Below are 21,606 nucleotides of genomic sequence, written 5' to 3' on the forward strand. Positions count from 1 at the left end.
GACGCAGCAGTGACGCCTCAGGCCCTCTGCTCAACCGCTCTGCTCAACCACTCCATGCAGGTACACGTCTCCGCGGGATTCCGCACTCCGACGCAGCAGTGACGCCTCAGGCCCTCTGCTCAACCGCTCTGCTCAACCACTCCATGCAGGTACACGTCTCCGCGGGATTCCGCACTCCGACGCAGTGACGCCTCAACCACTCCACGGGGAAACCCGTCTCACCAGGCAGCGCGCACTCCGGTGCAGGGCGGCTCAAAGAACCGGCGGGGGCATTGCAGGGGCGGCTCTGAGATCCCCTGCGAGGGCATTGCGCCGAGAGACACTTCGTGATGTCCCGCACCCTGCCCGGGGCCGCACCTGATCGCCGGGACCGCACCTGATCGCGGCCGTGTCGGCCTGTGAGGCGCGTCGCCGTATGTGATTGTCCCCGAGGGCTGCCGAGAAATATCGGCCGCCTCAGAACCTCTCAGCCTCGCCGTGCATCTAATTGTGTGGTGGTGGCAGCGTCTCGGCAGTCCCAGGGGTTCCGGCAGGGGCCTGGTGATGGTGGCCGACGAGATCGGCCACCATCACCGCCCGCGGCCGCGGGGACGAGAGCACGATGGCAGACCCTGGTTGACCCGAGGATGGAAAGGGATTTCTCTGGCGCGCCTCTCTATTCGTGGCGCAGTGCGGTTCCGTTCCGGCGGGAGACCATGGGAGAACTGTGCGGAGGGTCGTTGTGAGCATGGTGATCAACAACTCCAACACTATCGAACCTTTTTTCGAAACCGCATTTCGAGATGTCCCCGCGGCCAAATTCGATCTTGTTTGGCGCGTCCGGGAATCGCGCTTACCGACACCCCCTCGTGCCTGGACGATCGAGGCCTCTACCAGCAAGATCCCGATTTGGGAACCCGTGATCGGCGGCGCCCGTTGTGATCTACTGAAGGCGTGCCGTCGATCGAGACGACTGTGAGAAATGTTTGCGAAGGGTTCCATGGGGTAGACGGGTTTGCGAGTTACCCTGGAAGGGCTGACGGAATTGACGATGAAGACTTACGTGCCCGGCCTCCGCATTATCCAGCCAACAACATCAAAACGGCCGAGCGCGTCGGCGGGGGTTCGCTGAATCGTCGATGAGGGTCCCGTGTGTCGGGACGAGCCCGGAAAAGGACAAGCCGGAAAAGGACGAACCGATGGGGGCTGTGCGCAAGGTGGCGAGCTACCTTGGCCTGGGTGGGGCAGAGCAGTACGACGACGAGACCTACGTCGAGGACGAGTACGAGGACGACTGGATGCCGGCGGCCGAGCGTGCTGCCAAGCGCTGGCACCCCAACGCCGACCCGGCCCGGATTGTCATGATCCGCCCGCAGAAGTATGACGACGCCCTGACGATCGGCCGGCACTTCCGCGAGGGCCATACTGTGGTCATGGACGTGGCGAGCATGTCGACCGCGGAGGCCACACGAATGGTGGACTTCGCCGCGGGCTTGGCCTACGGCTGTGAGGGACGTATCGAGCGGATCGCGGACAAGGTCTTCCTGATCACTCCGGCGACGGTGGAGGTCTCCAGCGCCTGAGCCGACCCGTCCGAGTCCTCGTCCCTATCTGAGCCGTGTGCCCGCCGCCCTTCCGGTCGGCGGGCACAACCGTTCGAGGCGCCCGACGCGTCGGCGCACGCGCCTGTCGTCTGGGCGCTCGTGATCCTGCCGACGCAACGCGCCGGCTCTGGCACGCAGCCAGCCGGTCCTCCCTGCGCAACCCCGCCGGTTCTCCCTGGGCTACCTGCGCAGCCCGCCGGTCCTGCCTGCGCAGTCCGCCGGTCCTGCCTACGCAGCCCGCGGGCCTCGGCGCAGGAGTGTGGACACCTCCGCCAGGTCCCTGGCGGCGGTGGAGGCGCGATCCTCGGATTCCCTGGCGTACTCGTGGAGGGCCCAGACGGCCTTGTCGGCGAGGTCGGCGAGCTTGCCGGCCCGTGTCTGGACGTACCGGACGTCCGAATGTTCCCGGACGCGGTGCCGCCACAGCACGTGCCCGCCCGCGGCGGCGACCATCAGGCCGACGAGGACGAGCGGCAGCGAGACCACGAGCCCGGCGGCGATGACGGCGACGGCGAGGACCAGAAGGACGTATCCGGGCCAGGGCCGGGCACGCTTCGGCACGCTCTCGGTCACGAGCAGCTGCTCGGCCGCCGCCATCGACTCCTGGTCGGGGCCCTCGGGCCGGAGTTTGATCGGATAGCCGAGGATCGGCACGTCCAGGGTGTCGGGCGGCGGTTCGCGCACCACCTCGACGAGGGACTCGGCCGCGGTCCGAATCGCAGGCGCCGCCACGTGCAGGGCGAGCGCCGCCATATGGGGGTCGGCGTCGGGACGCAGGTCCTGCAGCAGATGCCCGGTGAGCGAGCTCAGCGGCCCCTCCTGCCCGCCCTGGCCTGCGAGGGCGCGGAGCACGGCCAGCGGCTCGTCCTCGGCCCACACGGTGCCGCGCACGACCTTGGTGACCTCGCCTGCCTGCCGCGTAGAGGTGATCTCGACGCAGCGCTCGCGCAGGCGGCGCAGGGTGACCGACGCCCTCAGTGACCGCTCGATCTCGGAGACCTTCGCCAGCTCGGGAAACCCCTCGAGGGAGGCGGGCACGGATGTTTCCGGCAGACCGGGCACGAGGGCCTTCAGCCATCGGTCGTCATCGGCCGGCACGTTCACCGCGTCCAGCTTGCGCAGTACGAAGATCTTGCCGACCGGTCCGTAGGCTCCGCGGGCGGCGGCGAGCCACAGCGCCCGCTGGCCGGGGGCCACCGGGTGCTCCTCGGACAGGTCGCCGAAGGCGGTGCCCAGCCAGGAGGCGTGGATCCGGTCGCCATGGCCGCAAACGGCGAGGGCCAGGCACAGGAACACGGCGGTGCGCCGCTCGTCCAGCTGGTTGGCCAGAGCCAGCGGCTCCAGGGCGTCCTTGCCGGACATGATGAGGACGAGGGCCTCGACGGCGGGCCCCAGCCAGTAGCCGGGGACGTCGGTGATCCCCGGCGGCAGGTCGGGTGTGGTCCCGTCGGCCGCCAGGCTGACGATCAGCGCCTCGGCGTAGCGGTGCAGCTCCGTGGCCTCGGCCAGGTTTCCAGGGTCCGGACTCGTGGTCAGGTCCATGCTCACGCGGAACGCTCCCCGAGGGGTCGGCTGGCACTCCCTTGACCGCGCCAGACTAGACGCTTGGTGCGACAGACATGGACGAGGCGCGCCGTGGACGCGCCTGACCGGGGGGAACCGTGGGGCCGGGCGGCCCTGGAGCGGGCGGCCGGCCCTGACCGTCGGGGGATGTCGTCCCCGTCGCGGTCTTCGCCGGAGTGCGGCACCCCGCTCACATCCGCTCGGGGACTTCGATGCCGAGCAGGTCGAGGCCGCGCAGCAGTACGCGCAGGGTGAGCGCGGACAGAGCCAGACGCGACTGCCGTACGGACTCCTCCTCGGCCTTCAGGACGGGGCAGCTCTCGTAGAACGACGTGAACGCCTGGGCCACGTCGAACAGGTAGTTGCACAGCCGGTGGGGCTCGGAAAGCTGGGCGACGGCGGCGACGACCGAGCCGAAGCCGAGCAACTGCAGCGCGAGCGCCCGCTCGGCCGGGTGGCCCAGGACGATCGGGCCGGTGGCCGACTCCGGCTCGATCCCGCCGTTGCGGAAGATCGACCGGATGCGCGCGGTGGCGTACTGGAGGTACGGCCCGGTGTTGCCGGTGAGGGCGAGCATGCGATCGAAGTCGAACACGTACTCGCTGTCGTGGCTGACCGACAGGTCGGCGTACTTGACGGCGCCCATGCCGACCTGGCGCGCGATCTGCCGGCGGGCCTCCGGGTCGTATCCGCGGTCGGCGATCACGGCCTCGGCCCGGACGACGGCCTCGTCCAGCAGTTCGGTGAGTTTGACCGAGGCACCGCTGCGGGTCTTGAACATCTTGCCGTCGCTGCCGAGCACGCTGCCGATCTGGACGTGCTCCGCCTTGACGTCGTCGTGCAGCCAACCGGCCATCCGCGCCGCGGCGAAGACCATCTGGAAGTGAAGCGACTGGGTGGCGCCCACGACGTACATGATCCGGTCGGCCTTCAGGTCGCGCACCCGATAGCGGATCGCGGCGAGGTCGGTCGTGGCGTAGCCGTACCCGCCGTCGCTCTTGCGCACGATGAGCGGCAGCGGCTGGTCGTCGCGGCCCGTGAAGCCGGGCGGGAACACGCACAGCGCGCCCTCGCTGATCTCGGCCACACCCGTGCGCTCCAGCTCGTCGCAGACGTCGGCGAGCATGGGGTTGTACATGCTCTCGCCCGCGATGTCGTCGTCGGTGAGAGTGACACCGAGCGTCCGGTACACCTTGTTGAAGTAGCGCTTGGTGTATTCGATGAACTCGTGCCACAGGCGCAGGGTGGGCGGGTCGCCGCCCTGCAGCAGCGGCACTCTCCGGCGGGAGCGTTCCTCGAACTCCTTGTCGGTGTCGAACTTGTGCCGCGCCTCCTGGTAGAAGGCGTTGCCGTCACCGGCGGCCAGCCGGCCCAGCGCCTCCTCCTCGCCGACGTCGAGCAGGTGCTCGATCAGCATGCCGAAGGGCGTGCCCCAGTCGCCGAGGTGGTTCTGCCGGATCACCTGGTTGCCCAGGTGCTCGTGGGTACGCGCGAGGGTGTCGCCGACGATCGTGGTGCGCAGGTGACCGACGTGCATCTCCTTGGCGGCGTTCGGCGCCGAGTAGTCGATGATCACGGTCTGCGGAGCCGGCTGCGGCACGCCGAGGCGCTCGTCGAGCAGCCGCTGCCCGGCCTGCTCGGCGATCCAGCCGTCGCGCAGCGTCAGGTTGAGGAAGCCGGGACCGCTGACCTCCACGCTCACGTCGGTGGTGTCGAGGTGGTCGGCGATGGCCTGGGCGACCTCCCGCGGGGCACGTCGGAGCCGCTTCGCCAGGCTGAGCGCGACGTTCGCCTGGTAGTCGGCGAACTGAGAGGGCCTGATCAGCGGATCTTCGGTGGCGTGCTCCGGACCGAAGGCGGAACCCAGCGCCTGCTGGACCCGTCCGGTGAGCACGAGCTGCGGGTCGGTCATGCGCCAAGCTTATCGGCGCGGGACTTCCGGCCGCCTTCCCATATGCGGTGGTCACCGGCGACGGTGCGACTTGTTGGTGGAGGCGATCCGCTCGCCGATCCTGGCGACGATGCCCTGGGCCGACAGGCGGGCCGCGAGCTCGCATGCGGCGGCCACGCCGCGCGCCCGTGACGAGCCGTGTGCGATCACCACCGTTCCGTTGAGGCCGAGCAGTACGGCGCCGCCGTGCGCCTCGGGGTCGAGCCGGCCGGCCAGCTCCCGGAGCCGGGCCCGCTGCAGCATCCCGCCGAGCCTGGCCACCCGGCTTTCCGCGATCGTCTCCCTGAGCTGGTCGAAGGCGTACCGCACCGTGCCCTCCACGGTCTTGAGCGCGACGTTGCCGGTGAACCCGTCGGTGACGACCACGTCGACCTTCCGGGTGAGCAGGTCGTGCCCCTCGATGTTGCCGGTGAAGTCGATGCCGGGCGTGGCGACGAGCAGTTCGTGAGCCCGTTTGGCGAGCTTGTTGCCCTTCTCGGCCTCGGCGCCGATCGTGAGCAGGCCGACGCGGGGACGCCGGAGGCCGAGCGCGGTCTCGGCGTACGCCACGCCGAGATGGGCGAACTGCACCAGCATTTCCGGCTTGGCGTCGGCGGTGGCGCCCGCGTCGAGCAGCACGGTCGGCTGGGGCAGGGTCGGCAGGCCGACCGCGATCGCGGGGCGTACGACGCCCTGCTGGGCCCGCAGGCGGAGCCGGCCGGTGGCGACGACGCCCGCCGTCGACCCCGCGGACACGACCGCGCAGGCGTCGCCGCGCCGGACGAGGTGGCAGGCGACGGCGATGCTGGAACGGGGCCGTCTCAGGCTCGCCAGCGCGCCCTCGTCCATCGCCAGCGCCTCCTCGGCGCGGACGATGGGGATCTCGGCGACCGCGTCGTGCTCGGCCAGCTCCTGGTGAAGCAGGCGGGGCTGGCCGACGAGCACGACGGGCACGCCCCGCTCCCGCACGGCCTGTACGGCTCCCGCGACGATCTCTACGGGCGCGTTGTCGCCGCCCATGGCGTCGAGGGCCACGGGCAGCGCACGGCCGGCGGGCTGCATGGCCGCATCGTAGGCCGTCAGTGACGCGTCCCGCGGTAGACCACGATCTTGCCGAAGCGCGCGTTGCCGGTGACGCGGATCAGCGGGCCGTCGCCGTCGCCGTCCCCGCCGGTCACCGAGCGTTTCGAGAAGACCGCGCTGCCCTCGTCGACCACCCGGGCGTTGGCCGGCACGGTGACGATGAGCTTGCCGCAGAAGGAGTTCAGCTCCAGCGTCACCTCGCGGCCGGGCAGGACCGCGTCGCTGAGGTCCACGATCAGCGCGCCGAAGACCGAGCTGAGCTCGGTGTGCCGCCCGGCGACCCAGCGCCCACGTCGTATGATCTTGCTGAACACCGCGGAGACCCGGTGGTGCTCGGTGGAGAGCGTGGTCTGTGGACGTGCCGCGTCGGGGAGGTCTCCGACCAGGGGGGCGAGGTCGCCGACGGTCAGGGCGCTGTAGGCGGCGTCGAGCCGGTCGGCGTGCTCGACGCTCGTCAGGCGGCCGGTGGCGAGCGCTTCGCCGAGAACGGCCGCGACCCGGTCGCGGTCGGCGTCCGAAGCACGCTGTGCGGGGTCGTCGCCCGCGTACGGGGTGAGTGAGGTCACATCGCCAGCGTAGCTCTTATCGAGATATGTCGCGATAGGGCGGGTTCGTGATCGGGCCCGGGCGGTCCGTGTCACGCCACTCGTCGGCGCGTCGCTAAAAGTGAGCGGAAAGATCTGCCGCCGAGCCTGGGAGGCGCGTTTACCGTCGCTTGCTCCGAAGGCGGGATTGGGGTGACCGCGAAGTGGTCCTCCGATGCTCGATATACCGACTTTCCCGGCGGGGCGCCGCGTACGGATCCCCTGGTCGGCAGGGCCGTCCGCCGTGATCGGCAGTGATAGAAATGCCGACGTCTTTGTCGGCGTGCCTCGCCGACGCACGGGGGTTCTTGGGTTCGTCATTCCCACTCTCGTGAAAAGGAATATGAACCGGGGGCAAGTCAATGAAACGAGTGGTTAGGACAGCCGTCGTCGCCGTCACGATCGGCATCGCCGGCATGCTCGCCGCGCCCGCGCAGGCCGACGCCGTGTGCGCTGACAGGTGCACCGAGCATCGGGTCGCGTCGCTGGCGAGGCTTCTGGCCGATCTGCAGGGCACGGCCGTCGGCGGGGCGACCAGCGGGGTCGCCGCGCAGGCCGACGCGGCCGCCGAGGTGGCGGTGAACCTGACCGCTGACATCAGGGCCGACCTCGACGCCGTCGCGAAGCTCTGCGGCACCGTGACGGCCAATCTGTCGGCCGAGGTGAACGCGCAGATCAACGCCGCGGCCGACATCGCGGCCGACATCGTGGCCGACGCCGCCGTCACCGTCGACGCCAACGTCGTCGCCAGGCTGGAGGCCCACCTGACGGCCGCCCTGGTCGCGATCGCGGACGTCCACGCCAACGTCAACGCCACCGTCGCCGCCAAGGCGAACGCCGCCGCGGCCGTCGCGGCCCAGGTCGGCAAGCCGGTCGTCGCCGCTTCCGGCCAGACCGCCGCCGCCGTGGACGCCTCCGCGGCGGCCGTCGCCACCGCGGGCGCCGCGGTACGCGCCGGGCTCAACGTCACCGCGAGGCTCCACGCGCTGCTCAACGTCAAGGGCGCCGTCGCGGCGACCGCCGGCAGCGCGGGCGGCCTGCTGGCGCTGGTGCCGTGCGACACTCCGGCGGACGGCGTCATGAGCAGCACCTCGGCGACGGCCGCCGAGGCCGCCGCCCGGGCCGACGCCAACGCCTACGCGACCACCAGGACCGTCAACAGCACCACGGACGTCCCGGCGCAGGGAGCGGCAGCGGCGACGGGAGCGGCGGCCGACCTCGCCACCTCCGCGGCTGCCACGGCCGACGCCTCGGCGTCGAGCGCGGCCTCGTCCGCCCCGGGCACCGTGGCCGGCTTCGCACCGACCGCCCGGCAGGGCGGGTACGGCAACTGATCCGCGGCTGAGGGCCCTCGTCGCCGTTGAGGCGGCATGCCGAGGGACGACGTCGACAACGGAAGCGGCCGGCGCCCCTCAGGGGCGCCGGCCGTCCGGCGTCGTGCCCGGGCCGCCCGCGGCAGGGCGCCGGGGGGTCGGACACGACCTGCCTAGTTCGGTGAGCCGAAGCTCGCGCGCAGGTGGGTGCGCCTGGCGATCTGGGCCTGCAGACGGGCCATCTGCCAGTGCAGCTCGAGGAGCTGCTCGGTGATCAGCCCAACGGGAAGCTCCGAGGGATCCTCGGCGGCCAGATTGTCGATCGCCGTCGCCAGGTCGCTCATCCGACCCTCCCCTATGTCGAATCTCCGTTCGAATCATAGTGGAACAAGCGGCCCTCCCGCATCAGGTTTCGTACACAGGTGCGATATAGCCGCGGGCGAGCGTGTTGGCCGTGATGTTGAAGCCGACCACGGCCGGCGGCGTGTCGGTGTCGACGCCCAGGGAGTCCGTGCCCAGGGCGTGCACGGCGAACAGGTAGCGGTGCGGGTGCCCGGGCGGCGGCGCCGCTCCGCCGTACTCCTTGGTGGTGAAGTCGTTGCGCGCGTGCTTGGCGCCTTCGGGCAGCCCCTTGAAGTCGGGGCCGTTGCCCGCGCCGGCCGGCAGTTCGGTGACGCCGGCCGGGATGTCGTACAGCACCCAGTGCCAGAAGCCGCTGCCCGTGGGCGCGTCCGGGTCGAAGCAGGTGACCGCGTAGCTCCTGGTGCCCTCGGGAGCGCCCGACCAGCGCAGGTGCGGGGAGACGTTCTGCCCGCTCATGCCCCAGTCGTCGAACACGTGGGCCTCGGGGAGCCGCTCGCCGTCGCGCACGTCGTCGCTCTCGACGGTCAGCGCGGGCACCTCGGGCAGATGGTCATACGGGATCGGTGGCGGCGTCGGCACGTTCGCCCCTCCGTTTCTCTCAGGCTTTGTTGTACGCCTCCAGGACCTCCTGGGGGTCGCCTTCCATTCTGATCTTCCCCTTGTGCAACCAGATCACCCGGTTGCACGTCTCCTCGATCACATCGAGGTTGTGGGCGACCAGGAAGACCGTGCCGGCGGACTCGCGCATCTGCTTGATGCGCTGCTGGCTCTTCTTCTTGAACTCGCGGTCACCGGTGGCGAGGGCCTCGTCGATGAGCAGCACGTCGTGCGTCTTGGCGGAGGAGATGGCGAAGCGCAGCCGGGCGCCCATGCCGGACGAGTACGTGGACATGGGGAACTGGACGAAGTCGCCGATGCCGGAGAAGTCCACGATCTCGTCGTACTTCTCGCGTACCTGGGCCGGCGTCATGCCCATCGCGTAGCAGCCGAGGATGATGTTGCGCTCGCCCGTCAGCTCCTTCATGAGGGCCGCGTTGACGCCGAGGAGGGACGGCTGGCCGTTGGTGTAGACGGCGCCCTTGTGCGGGGGCAGGAGGCCGGCGATCGCGCGCAGCAGCGTCGACTTGCCCGAGCCGTTGCGGCCGATGATGCCGATGGCGTCGCCGTGATGGGCGACGAAGCTCACGCCCTTGACGGCGTGGACCTCCTTCATCTGCGGCCGGCCCTGCCGCCGCAGGATGCGCATGAGGGCGCTGGCGGCGTTGCCCTTCTCGGACTCGCTGGCGGCGCCGTACACCTTGTAGACGATGTGGAGGTCGTCGACGATGACGGTCGGGGTTCCGACCTTGGGGTTGCGCGTCTGGGGGGTCTGCGTCTCGGAGTTCTTCGTCTCGGAGTTCTGCGTCTCGGAATGCTGGGGCGCCACCTGCGACAGCTCCTCGGTCAGTTCAGCCACGGCCGTACCTCTCCTCGGCCCGCCAGAAGTACCAGAAGCCGACGATCAGCGCGAACACTGCCCAGAATATGCAGGTGACCCACGCCCAGCGCTCGGGAAACCTCTGGTAGATCAGCAGGTCGCGCATGAACTCGATGTACGCGGCCGCGGGGTTGAACTCCAGGACCCATCTGAGGAGTTCCGGCAGCTCCCTGGTCTTGTCGTCGATCGCGTAGAAGACGCCGGAGGCGTACAGCCAGGTGCGGGTGATGAACGGCATGAGCTGGTTCAGGTCCCGCATGAAGGCGCCGAGGCGGGCCATGAACATGGCCATGCCGACGTTGAAGACGAGCTGCATGAGCAGCGTGACGGGGATCAGCAGCCAGAGCCAGGTGATCGGCTCCTGGGTGACGAGCACCAGGAGGACGAGCACGGCCATGGAGTAGCCGAGCTGCTGAAGCTCCTGCATGGTGTACGCGAGGGGGAGCGAGGCCCGCGGGAAGTGGAGCGCCCGGATGAGGGACAGGTTCGACGAGATGGACTTGGCGCCGCTGATCACCGTGCGCTGGGTGAAGGTGAACACCATGACCCCGGTGATGAGGAACGCCGGGTAGTTCTCGATCGACTTGCTCTGCCCGAGGATGACGCCGAACATCAGCCAGTAGACCGCGGCGTTGAGCAGCGGGGTCAGCACCTGCCACAGCTGGCCGAGCATCGACTCGGAGTACTTCGAAACGTTGCGCGATGTGGCGTACGTGAGGATGAAGTGCCGCCGGTCCCACAGTTGGCGTAGGTAGGCGGGCATGCTGGGGCGTGCGATGGCGCGTCGTAGTCCGTGACGCTCGGCGAGCGCGGCCAGCGACTCCGGGGCTCGGCCGCCACCCTGGGCCTCCGCGAGCGCGGATTCCGGCTGGCTCATGGCATGGACTCTATTGGATGGAGGTCGGTGGGACGGCTGTCGCACCGAACGTGGCTGCGACTGGTCAAAGGTAGCCCAGGACATCCTGATCCGGGGACAGGGGAGCGGGTGTCGCCCTCACCATTGGCCAAAGGACCTCCCGTCTGTCGGTATATGTACTCTAAAGGGGAGTTTGATGCCGTGCTGGGCATTTAAGGTTGAGCTCGCAGGAATGTGTGTGACGCCCAACTGACGCACGTGTGACCGAACTGCAACGTGCCGGAGACTCCTCTGGTGCGTCCGGTGAGGGATGCTCCGGACGACTGGCAGGACGTCAGCTGGTTTGACCAAGCCCGGCAAACCGGGTGCTAACCAGCGGGAACGCCCAACCTTAGAGGGAGGACCAATCCACTATGCGCGTGACTAAGGGCGCGAAGATCGCCACCGGCACCGCGCTGCTTGCGCTCGGCGTCGCCGCGTGCGGCGGGGGCGGCGGCTCCAGTAGCGGCGGAGGGGACAACCCCCGGGCCGCCACCGGAACCGTCTACATCCGCGGCTGTGAACCCCAGACGGGCTTCGCACCGGGGAACATCAACGAGACCTGCGGTGGCACGATCAACGACTTCGTGTACAGCCGCCTCGTGAAGTACAACTCGGACACTGCCGCTCCCGAGCTCGACCAGGCCGAGTCGATCGAGACCACCGACAACAAGGTGTGGACGATCAAGCTCAAGCCCGGTCTGAAGTGGACCGACGGCACGCCGGTCACCGCGAAGAACTACGTCGACGCCTGGAACTACGCCGCCTACTCGCCGAACGCCCAGCTCGGCAGCTTCTGGTTCGGCGACATCGTGGGCTACGACAAGGTCAACACCGCCGACCCCGACGGCCCCGACGGGCCGAAGGAGGCCCCCAAACCGGAGACCGACAAGCTGGAAGGCTTGGAGGTCGTCGACGACCTCACCTTCAAGGTCACGCTGAGCGCTCCCGTCGCCGTGTTCCGCACCAAGCTGGGCTACGTGGCGTTCTCGCCGCTGCCGGAGTCGTTCTTCAAGGACCCGAAGGCGTTCGCGCAGAAGCCGACGACGAACGGCCCCTTCAAGTTCGTCCAGTGGGACCACAACTCGCAGATCATCGTCGAGGCGAACCCCGACTACCCCGGGCCGGAGAAGCCCAAGGTCAAGAAGATCGTCTACAAGATGTACAAGGACGACAACGCGGCGTACGCGGACCTGGTCTCGAACAACCTCGACTTCACCGAGCTGATCCCGCCGTCGGCCCTCGCCGGCGACAAGTGGAAGAGCGACCTCGGCGACCGCGCGATCGACGGCCAGCAGGGGATCATCCAGACGGTCACCTTCCCGCTGTACGACAAGGAGTTCGGCGGCAACGCGGACTTCCGCAAGGCCGTGTCGTACGCGATCGACCGGAAGACGATCACCGAGAAGATCTTCAACAAGGGCCGCGTGCCCATCAACGGCTGGGTCTCCCCGATCGTCGAGGGCTTCAAGGACGGGGCCTGCGGCGACCTGTGCACCTACAACCCCGCCAAGGCGAAGGAGTACCTCGCCAAGGCCAAGGCCGAGGGCTACACCCCGCCGGCCGAGTTCCCGATCTGGTCCAACGCCGACGGCACCCACAAGGACTGGATCGAGGCCACGGTCAACAGCATCAACCAGGCCTTCGGCCCCGACGCCGGCGTGAAGTTCGTCCACAAGGACATGCCCACCTTCGCCGAGCTGCGCGACACCATCACCCAGCACAAGATCAAGGGCGCGTTCCGCACCGGCTGGCAGATGGACTACCCCCACGTCGAGAACTTCCTCAACCCGCTGTACAAGACCGGCGCCTCCTCCAACGACGGTCTCTACAGCAACAAGGAGCTCGACAAGAAGCTCCACGAGGCCGACACCGCCGCCGACCCCGCCCAGGCCAACGCCCTCTACCAGGAGGCGGAGGCTATGCTGCAGCAGGACATGCCCGCGATTCCGCTGTGGTCGTACGGTCTGCAGGCCGGCACCTCCAAGTGGGTGACCGGCGTGAAGGTCACCCCCTTCGGCGTGCTCGACCCGCTGTCGATCGCGATCAAGGAAGCGTAGGGAGCGGCCCTCGGGTCTCGCCGTAGTCGGCGGAAGATCCGAGAGGCGCGACCGAGACAGCTCGTACGCGTTTACCCCCCGAGGCCGGTTCCCTACCGGGGCCGGCCTCGAGGGCTGTCCGTTGCGAACTCCGTGTTGACCCGCGGGGGGCGCATGTACGACCTTTAGCGTCAGATCGGAGGTGCGCATGGGCCGATACGCGATCCGGCGCCTGCTGCAACTCGTGCCTGTCGTGCTGGGCACGACGTTCATCATCAACTACATGGTCTGGCAGCTCCCCGGCGATCCGTTCGCGGGTAGATGCGGCCAGCGGCCCTGTCCGGACAGCTACGTCACAGCCATGCGCGAGCAGTTCGGCCTGGACCAGCCCATCCTGCTGCAGTACGGGAACTTCCTGAAGAACCTGCTCACCGGCAACATGGGCACCGACTTCAACGGCGTCTCGGTGGCGAGCCAGCTCGGCGACGCCTGGCCGATCACCATCAGGCTCGCACTGATGGCGGTGGCTTTCGAGGCCGTCATCGGGATCGGCGCCGGGGTGCTGTCCGGGCTCAAGCGCGGCGGCTTCCTCGACAACGTGGTGACGATCTCCACGCTGTTCCTGCTGTCGCTGCCCATCTTCGTCACCGGCTTCCTGCTGCAGTGGCTGCTGGGCGTGCGCCTCGGCATCATCACGCCGACCGTGCCGGACGAGGCGACGGTCGTCCAGCTGATCGTCCCGGCCCTGGTGCTGGCCAGCCTCAACATGGCGTTCACCTCCAGGCTGACGCGTACCAGCATCGTGGAGAATCTGCGGTCCGACTACGTGCGCACCGCGGTGGCCAAGGGCCTGACCAACCGGCGGGTGGTCGGCATCCACCTGCTGCGCAACTCGCTCATCCCGGTGCTGACGTTCCTCGGCACCGAGGTCGGCTCGCTGATGTCCGGCGCGATCATCACCGAGGGCATCTTCAACATCCACGGCATCGGCGGACTGCTGTGGACGGCCATCAACCGCCAGGACTACACGGTCGTGGTCCCCGTGGCCACGCTGCTCGTGCTCGTGTACCTGATCGCCAACCTGCTCGTCGACCTCCTCTACGGCGTGCTCGACCCGAGGATCCGCTATGAGTGACCCGACCGCGACGCAAGACCTGATCAAGGGAGCGGACGACCCGGCCGCGAGCCCGGTCGCGGTCCGGGACAGCCAGCGCAGCCTCTGGCGCGACACGTGGGACATCCTGAAGCGGCGCAAGATCTTCTGGATCTCGCTCGTGCTGCTGATCCTGTTCCTCCTGATGGCGGCCTTCCCGTCGCTGTTCACGCACAAGGACCCGGAGTACGCCACGCTCTCCAAGAGCATGGAGCTGCCGAGCGCGGAGGCCTGGTTCGGCTACGACCTGCAGGGCCGGGACGTGTGGGCCAGGACCATCTACGGCGCCCGCACCTCGATCATCGTGGGCGTGCTGGCCACGCTGGCCACCGTCGTGCTCGGCGGCCTGACGGGCGTGCTCGCGGCCTACTTCGGGCGCTGGATCGACGCCGTCGTCTCCCGCGTCGGCGAGATGTTCCTCGGCCTGCCGTACGTGCTGGGCGCGATCATCATCCTCGGCACCATCGCGCCGGCCCAGTCGAACCCCAGCAAGTTCACGATCATGACGGTCGTGATCGTCGTGCTGGCCCTGCTGGGCTGGCCGATCCTGATGCGCATCGCCCGCTCGGCCGTCATCCAGGCCAAGCACCAGGACTACGTGCAGGCCGCCAGGGCACTCGGCGCCGGACCGATGCGGATCATCTTCAGGCACCTCCTGCCGAACTCGCTGGCGCCGATCCTCGTGTACGCCACGATCACCATCGGCAGCTTCATCGGCGCCGAGGCGACGTTGTCGCTGCTCGGCATCGGCCTGCGCTCGCCGGTCATCTCCTGGGGCATCGCGATCGCCGACCACAAGGACTATCTCAGGACCGGGCCGCACGCCATGTTCTTCCCGGCCGGGTTCCTGTCCCTGTGCGTGCTGACCTTCGTCATGCTCGGCGAAGCCGTACGCGACGCCCTCGACCCGAAGCTTCGATGAGGAGGCACAGCGAGTGACGGAAGTGCTTTCCGAGCAGATGGGCAGAGGCTCCCACGGCGGGGCCCTGCTGGAGGTCGACAACCTCCACGTCGAGTTCCGCACCCGGGCGGGCGTGGCCAAGGCCGTCAACGGCGTGACCTACAGCGTGGACGCCGGCGAGACGCTCGCCGTGCTGGGCGAGTCGGGCTCGGGCAAGAGCGTCACCGCCCAGACCATCATGGGCATCCTCGACATGCCCCCGGGGAAGGTGACCGGGGGCGAGATCCGCTTCCGCGGCGTCGACCTGCTCAAGCTCCCGGAGGACCAGCGCAGGAAGATCCGCGGTGAGGGCATCTCCATGGTCTTCCAGGACGCGCTGTCCGCGCTGAACCCGGTCTTCCCGGTCGGCTGGCAGATCGCCGAGATGTTCCGCATGCACCGCGGCACCTCCCGGGCCGAGGCCAGGAAGAAGGCCGTCGAGCTGATGGACCGGGTCAGGATCCCGGCCGCCAGGGAACGGGTCAACGATTTCCCGCACCAGTTCTCCGGCGGCATGCGGCAGCGCATCATGATCGCCATGGCGATCGCGCTCGACCCGGAGATCCTGATCGCCGACGAGCCGACCACCGCGCTCGACGTGACCGTCCAGGCGCAGATCATGGGTCTGCTCGCGGAGCTGCAGCGCGACAGCAACATGGGCCTGATCCTGATCACTCACGACCTCGGCGTCGTCGCCGACGTCGCGGACAAGATCGCGGTCATGTACGGCGGGCGCATCGTCGAGAACGCCCTGGTCCACGAGCTGTACAAGAACCCGGCCCACCCCTACTCGAAGGGCCTGCTGGAGTCCATCCCCCGGGTGGACCACAAGGGGCAGGAGCTCTACGCGATCAAGGGCCTGCCGCCCAACCTGCTGGAGATGCCGACGGGCTGCGCCTTCCACCCGCGGTGCCCGTACCGGCGGGACAACTGCGTGACCGACGTTCCGCCGCTGTACACGATCAGTGGCACCCGCGGCAGTGCCTGCCACTACTGGAGGGAGGTCATCGATGAAGGCGAACGCTGAGTCGATCCTCGAGGTCCGCGACCTGGTCAAGCACTTCCCGCTCACCCAGGGCATCGTCGTCAAGCGGCAGATCGGCGCGATCAAGGCCGTCGACGGGGTCTCCTTCGACCTGCACCGGGGCGAGACGCTCGGGATCGTCGGCGAGTCGGGCTGCGGCAAGTCCACCCTGGCCAAGCTGCTGATGGCGCTGGAGCGGCCCACGTCGGGCTCCGTGCGCGTCCACGGCAGGGACATCGCCACGGCCAGGGGCGGCGAGCTCAAGCGGATGCGCCGCAACATCCAGATGGTGATGCAGGACCCCTACACCTCGCTGAACCCGCGGATGACCGTCGGCGACATCGTGGGGGAGCCGTTCGAGATCCACTCGGACGTCGTGCCCAAGGGCGGCCGGCGGCGCCGCGTGCAGGAGCTGCTGGAGGTGGTCGGTCTCAACCCCGACCACATCAACCGCTACCCGCACCAGTTCTCCGGCGGCCAGCGCCAACGCATCGGCATCGCCCGCGGCCTGGCGCTCCAGCCCGAGATCATCATCTGCGACGAGCCGGTCTCCGCGCTCGACGTGTCGATCCAGGCCCAGGTCATGAACCTGCTGGAGCGGCTGCAGAGCGAGTTCGACCTCGCCTACATCTTCATCGCGCACGACCTGTCGGTGGTCCGCCACATCTCCGACCGGGTCGCGGTGATGTACCTCGGCAAGATCGTCGAGCTGGGCACCGACGCGGAGATCTACGACACCCCGACGCACCCGTACACGCAGGCGCTGCTGTCGGCCGTGCCGGTGCCGAATCCGGAGGGCCGGGAGACCCGCCAGCGGATCATCCTCCAGGGCGACCCGCCCTCGCCGGCGAACCCGCCCTCGGGCTGCCACTTCCGCACGCGGTGCTGGAAGGCGCAGGACATCTGCGCCGAGCAGGCGCCCGCGCTCCAGGCGCGCCAGGGCAGCGACCACCCCAGCGCCTGCCACTTCGCGGAGGTCCGCGACGTGGTGAACGCCCAGTAGGACCCCGGCCGGGTCAGCGCCCGGGCGACAGCCGCACGTGCGCGCCCGGGGGCAGGCCCAGGCGGTCGGCGGCGTCCCCGGCGTTGATCGCCATCGCGACCAGGCCGGCGGAGTCGGCGAACGCCACCAGGTCGCCCGGCGGGACGGCGGTGAACGTCTCCCGGAACGGCACGGTGATCTGGCGGCGCCCGAGCCACACGGCGAGGGTGTCGCCGAGCCGTACGCCGAGTTCGGCCAGGTCGGAGGCGGTGATCGACAACTGGACGTTGCCGTGCCTGTCCACCGACATCACCTCGCCCTCGGCCGCGCCGTCCCGCAACCGGCAGGTCGGCGCGGGCAGGGTCACCAGGCGGTTCACCGGCATCGGCGGCCCCACGTCGGCGACCGCACGTCCCGTGCACAGGTGGGCGGCCACCGGGGCGAACAGGTCACGTCCCGGGAAGGTCGGAGAGACGCTGGCCAGGAACAGGTCCTTGTTCGTCATCTCGTAGGCGGCCTCGGCGCCTCCCGCGGCGCGGACGGCCCACGAGAGGATGCCGTTGTCGGGGCCGAGGAACACCCGTCCCCCCGCCTCCACGGCGACCGCGCGCCGGTTCACGCCCACGGCCGGATCGACGACCGCGAGGTGGACGCCGGCAGGCAGGTAGGGCAGGGTCTGCGCGAGGATGGCCGCGCCGCGCCGTACGTCCCCTGCGGGGACGAGATGACCCACGTCGATGATCCGAGCCTGCGGGGCGATCCCCGCGATCACGCCGTGGCACGCGGCGACGAACCCGTCCTCCAGCCCGTAGTCGGTCAGAAGCGTGATTACAGAGCTCACACCACGTGACATTACGTCCGTGCCGCCCGGCCTGAACACCCCGGGTTCGTCTCCCGGGCTTGGCATTACCATGGGACGGGCCCGCGAGCCGATCGAGGAGGAGCCGATGGACACCGAACCGGCCGGCGGCGAAGGGCCCGACCTCTCGGACCGCGACCGCGAGATGCTCGCGTTCGAGCGCAAGTGGTGGCGTTACGCGGGCGCCAAGGAACAGGCGGTCAGGGAGGCCTTCGGCATCTCCGCGACCCGGTACTACCAGTTACTCGGAGAGCTGATCGACCGGCCCGAGGCGCTGGAGCACGACCCCATGCTCGTCAAGCGGCTGCGCCGGATGAGGGCCGGCCGGCGGCGTGATCGCTCGGCCCGCCGCTTCGGACTCAACTCATAGTCCCCCTCGCATGCATGCATTCCGCCCTCCGGGCATGAGGCCGTCGAGGCGTACGCACTGACCCCCTTCGGAGTGAGGCCATGACCCTGCCCGCGCACGCAGGACTCGACGCGATCGTCTCCGATCCGGCCGGCGCCGTGATCGGGCTCGACTACGACGGCACGCTCTCCCCGATCGTGCCCGACCCCGCCACCGCCCGGGTGCATCCCGGCGTGCCGGGCGTGCTGGCCGCCCTCGCCCCGCTGGTGCGCGCCGTCGTGATCGTCACGGGACGTCCGCCGCGTACGGCGCTGGCCCTCGGCGAGGTCCCCGGCGGGCCCTCCCTCGCCGACGTGCCCGGCCTGGTGATCCTCGGTCATTACGGACTCGAGCGCTGGGAGGACGGCCGCCTGACGGCCCCGCCTCCGCCGCCGGGGCTCGACCTCGTCCGCGCCAGGCTGCCCGAGCTCGCGAGAGGCCTCGACGGCGTGTGGATCGAGGACAAGGACCGGGCCGTCGCCGTGCACACCCGGCGCTGCGCCGACCCCGCGGGGGCGCTGGAGGCGCTGCGCGGGCCGGTCGCGGCACTGGCCGAGGAGGCCGGGCTGGCGGTCGAGCCCGGCCGCATGGTGCTGGAGCTGCGGCCGGCCGGAATGGACAAGGGGCAGGCCCTGTCGGCCTTCCTCGCCGAGCGGAACGCCCGCTCGGTGATGTTCGTCGGCGACGACCTGGGGGACCTCGCCGCCTTCGGCGCGGTCGAGTCGGCCGGCGTCCCCGGCGTACGGGTGTGCAGCGGGTCGACGGAGGTGACCGCCCTGGCGGAGCGCGCCGACGTGGTGGTGGACGGTCCCGACGGCGTCGTGGCCTTCCTCGGCGACCTCGTGGCACGGCTCGGCAAGCCGTCTGCAAGCGGCCGGGCGTAGTTTCCGGGGCATGAGGAAGACGATCTCGGCCGCCGCGGCCGGACTCGCCGTGCTGGCGGCGTCCCTGGCGGCTCCGGCGGCGGCGTTCGCGAACGACAGCGCGGCCACCAAGCCGCTGCACCTGCGCGAGGGCCTGACTCTCAGGATCCCGTCGTCCTGGAAGGTCGACGCCAGTCGCAAGGACTGGGTGCGGGTCATCACCGGGTCGTGCCCGACCAAGGGCACGGACACGTACGGCTTCCGCGACTCGGGGTGCCACAGCTTCTGGGTCATGGGACCCGAGGCCATCAAGGTCGGCCACGAGCTGTTCCAGAAGTACACGCCGGACGGCCCGTTCTACCCGGCCACCGACGTCGGGCCCTGCCCGGTCGGGAAGAACCTCTACATCGGCCAGAGCAAGCTCGCCGCGAAGGGGCTGCGGCAGGTCGGGCCGGGGCACAAGGCGTACTACCGCGACTGGGCGGGGACCTGCGTGACCATGAGCTCGTACAGGGTGAAGGCGCACTACAACCAGCGCGAGTGGTACCTGCCGACGTCGAAGATCCTGGTGATCGACCAGTGGAGGACCCCGGGCCTGAGCGCGATACTCAAGGACGCCACGTGGAGCTGACGCCGCGTTTGGGGACCCTTCGTCTGTCAGCTCCCAAGTCTGGCTATTAGGCCGCAAGTCGTCCGCAAGTGACCGCGTCTAGTGTGCCGGACATGTTCAGAAAGACGATCTCGGCCGCGGCGGCCGGCCTGGCCGTGCTGGCGGCCACCCTGACGGCTCCGGCTGCGGCGTTCGCGAGCGAAAGCGGCGGCACCAAGCAGGTCCACCTGCGGGGCGGCCTGACCCTCACGATCCCCACGTCGTGGAAGGTGGCCAAGGACGACAAGGACTGGGTGCGCGTCATCACCGGCTCGTGCCCCACCTACGGCACCGAGGACTTCGGTTTCCGCGACTATGGGTGCCACAGCTTCTGGGTGCTGGGCCCGAAGGCGCTCAAGATCGGGGGCCACACGTTCCAGTCCTACAAGTCGAAGTACGGCTACGACCCCGCGACCGACGTCAGCATCTGCCCCAAGAGCTACAAGCTGTACAAGGGCGAGTGGAAGCTCGCCGAGAAGGGGCTGCGGCCGGTCGGGGCAGGCCACCGGGCGGACTACCACAAGTGGGCGGCGACCTGCGTCGACAAGAAGTGGCGGGTGAAGCTGCACTACAACCAGCGCGAGTGGTATCTGCCCACGTCGAAGGTCCTGGTCCTCGACCAGTGGGACCACCCGCAGCTGAGCGCGATCCTCAAGAACGCGACCTGGAGCTGACGGTCCGGAGTTCAGGCACGCGTCCTGGACGCGGCCACTCCGCCCGCGGCCATCGCGATCAGGGCGGGCACGAGCAGGAACGCCGTGTGCGTTCCGAAGCCGTCGCCCAGCGCGCCGAGCACGAACGGCCCGCTGCCCGAGCCCACGCCCGCCCAGATCGAGGCCGTGCCCGACGCCTGGTCCGGCCGGCCTCCCGACACCTCGATCACGCGCGTGAGGCCCATCGGGAACTGGACCGAGATGCCGAGCCCGCTGAGCGCGAGCCCGGCGTAGCAGACCGGCGCCGAGATCCCGGTCCAGAACAGCGCCCAGCCCGCCAGGGTCACCCCGAGCGAGCCCAGCAGCACCGACCCCGGCGCGAAGCGCAGGGCCAGCCGGGCGCCGCCGAACCGGCCGGCGGCCATGCCGGCCAGCATCGCGGTCAGCCCGGTCGCGGCCACGCCGGGCGACAGCCCGGTCCGCTGGGAAAGCAGCTCGGCGGCCCACAGGTTGAAGGCGAACTCGAGGGCTACGCAGCACAGCAGGACCGCTCCCGCGACGTGGAAGCGCCAGCCGTACGGCACTTTGCGGCCCGATCCCACCGCCTCCGCGGACGACGGGGGCGGGGCGGGCACCGGCGGCACCCAGACCCTGCCCATGAGCAGGGCCACCAGGAGGGTGGAGGCCACCGGCACGAACAGCGCGGGCCGCCAGCCGGCCGGGGACTCGGCCACCACACTGAACGCGTAGGTGGTGGCGATTCCGGCGGTGACGGCGACCGCGTTGGCCTCGCTGATGACCGCCGCCCCCGCAGGGCCGTGGTGGTCGCTGAGCACCGCCATCATGACGTACAGCGCCGTCGAACCGCAGGCGCCGGCGAGCGTGAAGCCGGCCAGTGTGAAGGGGAGCGCGTGCCCGGACGCGACGAGGAGCACCCCGGCGTTCATCCCGGTCAAGCCGGCCCAGGTGACGGCGCGGCGTCCGAACCGCCTGGTCAGCGTGGGCAGGGCCAGCCCGCCTGCGATGCCGCCGAGCGCCATCCCGGTGCCGTGCAGCCCGGCGACGGCCTGGGACACGCCGAGCTCGGCGCGCAGGAGAGGCAGGGCGGCCGACAGGCCGTACAGGTAGGTGGCGAAGGTGGCGAGCTGGAGGTAGATCAACCAGGTGGGACTGTCTCTGGTGACCTTTATGTTGCGGTCCAAAACCAGGAAAGGGTAGCGCAACGGATCATCCGCGGACGAGAGCCGGTCATCCGGTGCGGCGGC

21 protein-coding genes are annotated in these 21,606 nt (G+C 69.6%); 11 read left to right on the top strand and 10 right to left on the bottom strand.

What is annotated here, in order from left to right:
* Positions 1–1,178: 1,178 nt before the first annotated feature.
* Positions 1,179–1,562, top strand: coding sequence for a cell division protein SepF (locus AB0O28_RS23270; RefSeq protein WP_363643401.1), 384 nt, complete (start codon positions 1,179–1,181; stop codon positions 1,560–1,562).
* 249 nt (positions 1,563–1,811) lie between these two features.
* On the opposite strand, the gene AB0O28_RS23275 is transcribed toward AB0O28_RS23270, so the two are convergent.
* From AB0O28_RS23275 to AB0O28_RS23290, 4 genes are all read right to left on the bottom strand, one after another.
* Entirely contained in the window at positions 1,812–3,125 is a 1,314-nt protein-coding gene (locus tag AB0O28_RS23275; RefSeq protein ID WP_363643781.1) for a hypothetical protein, read from the bottom strand.
* A 211-nt stretch (positions 3,126–3,336) separates the two neighbouring features.
* Entirely contained in the window at positions 3,337–5,058 is a 1,722-nt protein-coding gene (argS, locus tag AB0O28_RS23280) for an arginine--tRNA ligase (RefSeq protein WP_363643403.1), read from the bottom strand.
* Between the two features lie 51 nt (positions 5,059–5,109).
* Positions 5,110–6,138, bottom strand: a complete 1,029-nt coding sequence (gene plsX / locus AB0O28_RS23285; RefSeq protein WP_363643405.1) for a phosphate acyltransferase PlsX — start codon at positions 6,136–6,138, stop codon at positions 5,110–5,112.
* A gap of 17 nt (positions 6,139–6,155) precedes the next feature.
* Complete coding sequence (locus AB0O28_RS23290; RefSeq protein ID WP_363643407.1) at positions 6,156–6,725, bottom strand: DUF1707 domain-containing protein; 570 nt, start codon at positions 6,723–6,725, stop codon at positions 6,156–6,158.
* Positions 6,726–7,114: 389 nt separating this feature from the next.
* Here AB0O28_RS23290 and AB0O28_RS23295 point away from each other — a divergent pair, with 389 nt between their 5' ends.
* Complete coding sequence (locus AB0O28_RS23295) at positions 7,115–8,077, top strand: hypothetical protein (RefSeq protein ID WP_363643409.1); 963 nt, start codon at positions 7,115–7,117, stop codon at positions 8,075–8,077.
* Positions 8,078–8,229: 152 nt separating this feature from the next.
* On the opposite strand, the gene AB0O28_RS23300 is transcribed toward AB0O28_RS23295, so the two are convergent.
* From AB0O28_RS23300 to AB0O28_RS23315, 4 genes are all read right to left on the bottom strand, one after another.
* A complete protein-coding gene (locus AB0O28_RS23300; protein ID WP_363643411.1) occupies positions 8,230–8,400 on the bottom strand; it encodes a hypothetical protein in 171 nt (56 codons plus the stop codon).
* 61 nt (positions 8,401–8,461) lie between these two features.
* Positions 8,462–8,998 carry a YbhB/YbcL family Raf kinase inhibitor-like protein gene (locus tag AB0O28_RS23305; protein ID WP_363643413.1) on the bottom strand — a complete coding sequence of 179 codons (537 nt, stop codon included), beginning with the start codon at positions 8,996–8,998 and terminating at the stop codon, positions 8,462–8,464.
* 19 nt (positions 8,999–9,017) lie between these two features.
* Positions 9,018–9,746 (bottom strand): ABC transporter ATP-binding protein, encoded by a 729-nt coding sequence (locus AB0O28_RS23310; protein ID WP_363643783.1) that lies wholly within the window; start codon positions 9,744–9,746, stop codon positions 9,018–9,020.
* Positions 9,747–9,867: 121 nt separating this feature from the next.
* On the bottom strand, positions 9,868–10,773 hold the full coding sequence (locus AB0O28_RS23315; protein ID WP_363643415.1) for an ABC transporter permease: 906 nt from the start codon (positions 10,771–10,773) through the stop codon (positions 9,868–9,870).
* Positions 10,774–11,165: 392 nt separating this feature from the next.
* Between AB0O28_RS23315 and AB0O28_RS23320 the strand changes: the two genes are divergently transcribed.
* The 5 genes from AB0O28_RS23320 to AB0O28_RS23340 all read left to right on the top strand — a co-directional run bounded on the left by AB0O28_RS23320 (position 11,166) and on the right by AB0O28_RS23340 (position 16,950).
* Positions 11,166–12,851: an ABC transporter substrate-binding protein gene (locus AB0O28_RS23320; protein WP_363643417.1), complete on the top strand. Its 1,686-nt coding sequence runs from the start codon at positions 11,166–11,168 to the stop codon at positions 12,849–12,851.
* Between the two features lie 187 nt (positions 12,852–13,038).
* Complete coding sequence (locus AB0O28_RS23325; protein WP_363643419.1) at positions 13,039–13,965, top strand: ABC transporter permease; 927 nt, start codon at positions 13,039–13,041, stop codon at positions 13,963–13,965.
* The gene (locus AB0O28_RS23330; RefSeq protein ID WP_363643421.1) at positions 13,958–14,905 is read left to right on the top strand and encodes an ABC transporter permease; all 948 of its coding nucleotides are present in this window, start codon (positions 13,958–13,960) and stop codon (positions 14,903–14,905) included. The genes AB0O28_RS23325 and AB0O28_RS23330 overlap by 8 nt, the downstream gene beginning before the upstream one ends.
* 13 nt (positions 14,906–14,918) lie before the next feature.
* On the top strand, positions 14,919–15,950 hold the full coding sequence (locus tag AB0O28_RS23335; protein WP_363643423.1) for an ABC transporter ATP-binding protein: 1,032 nt from the start codon (positions 14,919–14,921) through the stop codon (positions 15,948–15,950).
* Entirely contained in the window at positions 15,934–16,950 is a 1,017-nt protein-coding gene (locus tag AB0O28_RS23340; RefSeq protein ID WP_363643425.1) for a dipeptide ABC transporter ATP-binding protein, read from the top strand. The genes AB0O28_RS23335 and AB0O28_RS23340 overlap by 17 nt, the downstream gene beginning before the upstream one ends.
* Before the next feature lie 13 nt (positions 16,951–16,963).
* Here the strand turns inward: AB0O28_RS23340 and AB0O28_RS23345 are convergent, their stop codons facing one another.
* On the bottom strand, positions 16,964–17,770 hold the full coding sequence (locus AB0O28_RS23345; protein ID WP_363643427.1) for an SAM-dependent chlorinase/fluorinase: 807 nt from the start codon (positions 17,768–17,770) through the stop codon (positions 16,964–16,966).
* A gap of 106 nt (positions 17,771–17,876) precedes the next feature.
* Between AB0O28_RS23345 and AB0O28_RS23350 the strand changes: the two genes are divergently transcribed.
* The 4 genes from AB0O28_RS23350 to AB0O28_RS23365 all read left to right on the top strand — a co-directional run bounded on the left by AB0O28_RS23350 (position 17,877) and on the right by AB0O28_RS23365 (position 20,362).
* Positions 17,877–18,158, top strand: a complete 282-nt coding sequence (locus tag AB0O28_RS23350) for a DUF3263 domain-containing protein (protein ID WP_363643429.1) — start codon at positions 17,877–17,879, stop codon at positions 18,156–18,158.
* Positions 18,159–18,238: 80 nt separating this feature from the next.
* Positions 18,239–19,060 (top strand): trehalose-phosphatase, encoded by an 822-nt coding sequence (gene otsB, locus AB0O28_RS23355; RefSeq protein ID WP_363643431.1) that lies wholly within the window; start codon positions 18,239–18,241, stop codon positions 19,058–19,060.
* A 10-nt stretch (positions 19,061–19,070) separates the two neighbouring features.
* Positions 19,071–19,670: a hypothetical protein gene (locus AB0O28_RS23360; RefSeq protein WP_363643433.1), complete on the top strand. Its 600-nt coding sequence runs from the start codon at positions 19,071–19,073 to the stop codon at positions 19,668–19,670.
* Positions 19,671–19,762: 92 nt separating this feature from the next.
* Entirely contained in the window at positions 19,763–20,362 is a 600-nt protein-coding gene (locus AB0O28_RS23365; RefSeq protein WP_363643435.1) for a hypothetical protein, read from the top strand.
* Between the two features lie 11 nt (positions 20,363–20,373).
* Here the strand turns inward: AB0O28_RS23365 and AB0O28_RS23370 are convergent, their stop codons facing one another.
* Positions 20,374–21,543 carry an MFS transporter gene (locus AB0O28_RS23370; RefSeq protein WP_363643437.1) on the bottom strand — a complete coding sequence of 390 codons (1,170 nt, stop codon included), beginning with the start codon at positions 21,541–21,543 and terminating at the stop codon, positions 20,374–20,376.
* Positions 21,544–21,606: the final 63 nt, after the last annotated feature.

Origin of the sequence: Microbispora sp. NPDC088329 (assembly GCF_040685655.1) — a bacterium.
Taxonomy (GTDB): Bacteria; Actinomycetota; Actinomycetes; order Streptosporangiales; family Streptosporangiaceae; genus Microbispora.

Excerpts from the sequence above, each read along its gene's own strand:
- AB0O28_RS23270 (WP_363643401.1), top strand. The coding sequence starts at position 1,179 with ATGGGGGCTGTGCGCAAGGTGGCGAGCTACCTTGGCCTGGGTGGGGCA.
- AB0O28_RS23275 (WP_363643781.1), bottom strand. The coding sequence starts at position 3,125 with ATGGACCTGACCACGAGTCCGGACCCTGGAAACCTGGCCGAGGCCACG.
- argS (WP_363643403.1), bottom strand. The coding sequence starts at position 5,058 with ATGACCGACCCGCAGCTCGTGCTCACCGGACGGGTCCAGCAGGCGCTG.
- plsX (WP_363643405.1), bottom strand. The coding sequence starts at position 6,138 with ATGCAGCCCGCCGGCCGTGCGCTGCCCGTGGCCCTCGACGCCATGGGC.
- AB0O28_RS23300 (WP_363643411.1), bottom strand. The coding sequence starts at position 8,400 with ATGAGCGACCTGGCGACGGCGATCGACAATCTGGCCGCCGAGGATCCC.
- AB0O28_RS23315 (WP_363643415.1), bottom strand. The coding sequence starts at position 10,773 with ATGAGCCAGCCGGAATCCGCGCTCGCGGAGGCCCAGGGTGGCGGCCGA.
- AB0O28_RS23320 (WP_363643417.1), top strand. The coding sequence starts at position 11,166 with ATGCGCGTGACTAAGGGCGCGAAGATCGCCACCGGCACCGCGCTGCTT.
- AB0O28_RS23325 (WP_363643419.1), top strand. The coding sequence starts at position 13,039 with ATGGGCCGATACGCGATCCGGCGCCTGCTGCAACTCGTGCCTGTCGTG.
- AB0O28_RS23330 (WP_363643421.1), top strand. The coding sequence starts at position 13,958 with ATGAGTGACCCGACCGCGACGCAAGACCTGATCAAGGGAGCGGACGAC.
- AB0O28_RS23340 (WP_363643425.1), top strand. The coding sequence starts at position 15,934 with ATGAAGGCGAACGCTGAGTCGATCCTCGAGGTCCGCGACCTGGTCAAG.
- AB0O28_RS23350 (WP_363643429.1), top strand. The coding sequence starts at position 17,877 with ATGGACACCGAACCGGCCGGCGGCGAAGGGCCCGACCTCTCGGACCGC.
- otsB (WP_363643431.1), top strand. The coding sequence starts at position 18,239 with ATGACCCTGCCCGCGCACGCAGGACTCGACGCGATCGTCTCCGATCCG.
- AB0O28_RS23360 (WP_363643433.1), top strand. The coding sequence starts at position 19,071 with ATGAGGAAGACGATCTCGGCCGCCGCGGCCGGACTCGCCGTGCTGGCG.
- AB0O28_RS23365 (WP_363643435.1), top strand. The coding sequence starts at position 19,763 with ATGTTCAGAAAGACGATCTCGGCCGCGGCGGCCGGCCTGGCCGTGCTG.